Origin of the sequence: Aeromicrobium sp., assembly GCF_014378035.1 — a bacterium.
GTDB lineage: Bacteria > Actinomycetota > Actinomycetes > Propionibacteriales > Nocardioidaceae > Aeromicrobium.
Genome location: NZ_JACMOM010000036.1, coordinates 1 through 5012, shown reverse-complemented (window position 1 = coordinate 5012; position 5012 = coordinate 1). Strand labels below are relative to the sequence as shown.

Below are 5012 nucleotides of genomic sequence, written 5' to 3'. Positions count from 1 at the left end.
AGCGGCCCGTGCCTGCGTTGTCATCATTCTCCACAGGGCGGCAAGAACGTTTTTGCAATCTGTGCCCTTGAGTCCGTCGACCGCTGCCGCGAGCGCAGCGTCGAAAGCACCCCGGGGCCCAAGACCGGGTCCTGGACTGCCTCGTCATCGCCCCTTGAGTGCTAGTACGCGCACGCGACAACGGCCTGATCGGCCCTGTTGTGAGCGCATCCATCAGGCCCAACACCACTGGGCCGCCGGCGCCCAAGCCTTGCAAAACCGTCCAGGCCGTTGAGACGGCGAGGCCGGCGAGCGCCGCTGCGTACGAAGGTGGCCAGATTGCAGCACTCGCTGGGCGCCAGATGCCGCGAAGGCTCCCTAGCAACTGGCGGCAGGTACCTTAGCTGCGAATTTCTTCTCCTATGAGGGCGAAACTGAGCAGCTGGGGAACGCCGACGCACTGAATCCGGCCGACTGGTACATGCCGGCGCCGTCGGGGGTGGCGTTGAGATCGACAACACGCACGCCGGTGTCCGTTTGGAACCAGGTGAGCTGCGCCATCAGACCCTCTTGCGCACAGCCGCAGCGGCGGTGCGCCGGCCCTGCTTATCTTGAACCACGTGCCCATGAGCTCCACGCGCGTCCTCAGGGCTGGGAGCGCTGACGCATCGCAACTGCCAAGGACTGAACAACACAACTCCGTCGGCCGGGTGCTTAATGCGAAACCAGCAAACTGCTGCGGCCGGGCGAGCTGTTCCTGGAACCAACCGTGACCGGTTACCGATCGTCAGCCGGGACGGTCCCGGTGATTCACAACGACGGCCGTCTGCGGATCGGAACAGTCCCGCTGGCGATTCTGAGATTCGGACGGACGGTCTTGAAGGTGCGGTCCTTGGCGGCGGTGTGACGCGACTGGCCGTGTCTCGCTTGAACGAGCGCGGTGTGAGCGCGCTACCGCGGTCGCCGCGTGGGCTGCCGCTGGATAGTTAGAGCGTGGATCAGTTCTGGTCGTCGTTGGCGACGGTCTCGATCCAGTCCACCACCTCGTCGGTGAGCTGTGTCTCCCCCTCCACGGAGGAACCAGTCCACCACTGAGCGCTCTGTTCGCCTCCCGTGACGCTGAGGATTTCGGCGATGAGATCGTCCGGGAGAGGCTCCCCGTTGTGCTCCATCAGCCATGAGTGGCTGGAGGTGCTGAGGTGCGGCCAAATCTGGGGGAAGTCCATGACGCCATGATTCCCCATTCTTTGCCGGTCCCACAGAGCTGGCGGTCATCAGGTACCGGCAAACAAATTCCTGAGGGCCCTCGCCCGCCTCGCGGCTAAAAAGACGCATGTCGTCCACTCGCGCGGATCAAGCAGATGCGGATGTTGGGCGGGCTCATCGGATCGCACCACAAGTGCGTTGACTGGTCTGGCGAGACAACGACTGCAGGACGCGCACTACCCGGCTTTGAGGGCCTTCTCGTCGAAGCACGACGCATCCAATGAAGGGCGAGCCGCTGACGTCCGTGGCGTACATCGCGCATGAGCACGGCACCAGGGTGCGCCGTGCCAAGGGGTCGGCTCAAGGCGGACTCCGAAGCCTCGGAGAGTAGTCGCTGAGCCGGAGCGCGAGGAAATTCTTGGTTTGTACCGACAACGCCGTGCCGTCCACCGTCCATCGGCATCATCCATAGCGGATGACCCCTTCGACAGCCGCCCGCTCGAACCTGCGCGCCGTGCCACGCCGATGAGGATGCCTCGCCTCGATGTCGGGAGAGCCTCGTCAGGCGGACGGCGCGAGCCTTTCGCGGACGGCGCGCGTGGCGGCAAGAATGTTCTGAAGCGATGCGAGGGTCTCGGCGTAGCCGCGGGTCTTCAAACCGCAGTCCGGGTTGACCCAGAGCTGGCGTGCCGGGATCGACGCGAGCGCCGTGTCCAGGAGCCTGGTGACTTCGGCGACGCTTGGCACGCGCGGCGAGTGGATGTCGTAGACGCCCGGGCCGATGCCGTGGTCGAAGCCACTCGCCCGAAGGTCTGCGATGACGTCCATGCGTGAGCGGGCGGCCTCGATGCTTGTGACGTCGGCGTCCAGGTTGCGGATCGCATCGATGACGACGCCGAACTCCGAATAGCACAGGTGCGTGTGGATCTGCGTCTTGTCGCGCACACCCGAGGTGGCCAGGCGGAACGAGCCGACAGACCAGTCCAGGTAGTCTGCGTGGTCTTTCCGCTTGAGCGGCAGCAGCTCGCGCAGGGCGGGCTCGTCCACCTGCACGATGCGGATGCCCGCGGTCTCGAGGTCCGCAATCTCGTCACGCAGGGCGAGCGCGACCTGGCGCGCCGTCTCGCCGAGTGGCTGGTCATCGCGAACGAACGACCAGGCGAGAATCGTCACGGGGCCCGTCAGCATGCCCTTGACTGGCTTGGCGGTCAGGCTCTGCGCATACTTGGACCAGTCGACGGTGATCGGCTGGGGCCGCGACACGTCACCCCAGAGGATCGACGGACGCGTGCACCGGGTTCCGTAGGACTGCACCCAGCCGTTCTTGGTGACGGCGAAGCCGTCCAGATGCTCGGCAAAGTACTGCACCATGTCGTTGCGTTCGGGCTCGCCGTGCACGATGACGTCCAGGCCGATCGACTCCTGCAGGTCGACAACGCGCTTGACCTCGGCCTGCATGAGGTCGACGTACTCGGCCTCGCTCAGGACGTGGCGGGCCAGCTGTGCACGGCTTCGACGGATGTCGCCGGTCTGCGGGAAAGAGCCGATGGTCGTCGTGGGCAGGAGGGGCAGGTCAAGAGCAGCCTCCTGCGCGGGGAGGCGATCCGCATACGCGCCACGGGAGAAGTCCCCTGCAGTCAGGGCCTCGGCGCGTGCCCGTACGTCGCCATCTTGCACGCCCGGAGCGGACCGGCGTCCCGCCAGAGCAGCAGAGGCCGCACTCAGCTCCCCGTGGATCGCCTCATGCCCCTCAGTAAGTCCTGTAGCGAGAGTGGCGACCTGCCCGACCTTCTGGTCTGCGAAGGCCAGCCAGCTCGTCATGGCGTCGGGCAGGAGCGGTTCGTCGTCGACGTCATGGGGCAGGTGCAGCAGCGAGGTCGACGTTGAGACAGCGATCCGGGGCGTGAGCGCATGCAGCTCGTTGAGCACGTCGAAGGCCGCTCCGAGGTCGCCGCGCCAGACGTTGTGGCCGTCGACCACACCGCCGACGATGGTCTTGGTTGCCAGCGCCCGCCTGGTCGGTTCGTCGAGCCCGGTAGGAGTCGTCCCGCGAACGAGGTCGAACCCGATGGCTTCGACGGGCGACGCCGCGAGAATGGGCAGTGCGTCATCCAGGCTGCCGTACGGTGCGGCGACGAAGAGCTGCGGACGATCGGAGGCGCCGCCCAGTGTCGCGTAGGCAGCTTCGACCGCCGTGAGTACGTGCTTGCGCTGGTCCGCCAGGCTTTCGGTGACGAGGGCTGGCTCGTCCAGCTGAACCCACTGCGCGCCCGCCGCGGCCAGGCGCGCGAGGAGCTCGCCATAGACCGCGACGACGTCGGTCACGCGGCTCAGGGGGCGGAAAGCCTGGGGTGCCTCATCGGTTGCCTTGCTCAGCAGCAGGAACGTGACCGGGCCGACGATCACCGGGCGGGTGAGGAATCCGGCGGCCTTGGCCTCCTCGAACTCCTGGACGAGGCGATCGCCGGCGAGTCGGAATACCGTCTCCGGGCCGATCTCCGGCACAAGGTAGTGATAGTTCGAGTCGAACCACTTGGTCATCTCCAGCGGCGCGTGGTCTCCCTCACCGCGCGCCAGCGTGAAGTAGCCGGCGAGGTCGACCCGACCGTTCGCATCGACCACTGACGCGAACCGAGAGGGGACGGCGCCGAGGGTAACCGCGGCATCCAGGACCTGGTCGTAGTAGCTGAAGCTCTCCGGGATCGAGGAATCCGTGCGACCGAGACCGAGCGAGGCGAGGCGCTCACGCGTGGCCGCTCGCAGTTCGCCCGCACGCGTCTCGAGCTCGTCCGCCGTGATCGATCCGGCCCAGAACTCCTCGACGGCCTTCTTCAGCTCACGACGCCGGCCGATCCGCGGATAGCCGAGGATCGTGCCCGTCGGGAAGGCGGGTCCTGCGGTGAGGTGCGTCATCCTTGTTCCCTTTCGTGGGGTTGCGTGCAGGTCGTAAAGTCCTGCCGCATATGAAGTAAGGCAGACCTTACCGGGCTGTGAGACTCGATTAGGTCGAGGGGGCGAATTACGTCACACTTATGTTGTGTTATTCACCGACTACCGCGTTTTCGACCGTGCGAACGGGCTCCGTCCTGCATCGAAACCTGTCGGTGCGCGCACGAGTGACTGGGTCCGACAGGCGATCTCGGCGGTTGGTCCACTCACCGCGGCCACCGTGCCGCCGCTGGAGCGCTGAGCGACACATTGCCTGACACCGCCTGACATGGAGACGAAGATGAGTGCACCCGCAACCACGACTGGTATCTCTGAAGAGGTTCGTGACCTGGCGAACCAGGAGTACCGGTACGGGTTCGTCACCGACCTCGATACCGACGTCGTCCCCAAGGGGCTCAACGAGGACGTCATCGCGCTGATCTCGGCAAAGAAGAATGAGCCGGACTGGCTGTTGGAGTGGCGACTTCGCGCCTACCGGCACTGGATCACTCTTGCTGAGCCCACCTGGCAGCACGTCGCCTACGGTCCGATCGACTATCAGGACATCATCTACTACGCCGCGCCCAAGCCGAAGAAGAAGCTGGCGAGCATGGACGAGGTCGACCCCGAGGTGCGGGAGATGTTCGAGAAGCTCGGCATCTCACTGGGTGAGCAAGAGCGTCTCAGTGGTGTGGCGGTGGACGCGATCGTCGACTCGGTCTCGGTTGCCACGACTTTCAAGAAGAAGCTGGCCGACGTCGGCGTCATCTTCTGCTCCTTCTCCGAGGCTGTTCAGAACCACCCGGATCTGGTGCGTCAATACCTCGGCTCGGTGGTCCCGTACAAGGACAACTTCTTCGCCTGCCTGAACGCGGCGGTGTTCACCGACGGCTCTTTCT

The 5012-nt window shown here is 65.4% G+C and carries 2 protein-coding genes and 1 pseudogene; 1 reads left to right on the top strand and 2 read right to left on the bottom strand.

Translation table 11 applies throughout. The annotated features are described in order from the left end of the window. Window positions 1–977 precede the first annotated feature (977 nt). Together H7290_RS02275 and metE are read right to left on the bottom strand one after the other, a co-directional pair. Window positions 978–1205, bottom strand: coding sequence for a hypothetical protein (locus tag H7290_RS02275; RefSeq protein WP_290512396.1), 228 nt, complete (start codon window positions 1203–1205; stop codon window positions 978–980). Between the two features lie 541 nt (window positions 1206–1746). Further along, window positions 1747–4098, bottom strand: coding sequence for a 5-methyltetrahydropteroyltriglutamate--homocysteine S-methyltransferase (gene metE, locus H7290_RS02270; RefSeq protein ID WP_290512395.1), 2352 nt, complete (start codon window positions 4096–4098; stop codon window positions 1747–1749). Window positions 4099–4414: 316 nt separating this feature from the next. On the opposite strand from metE, the pseudogene H7290_RS02265 reads away from it, so the two are divergent. Further along, window positions 4415–5012: pseudogene (locus tag H7290_RS02265) on the top strand (Fe-S cluster assembly protein SufB); the annotation flags it as partial.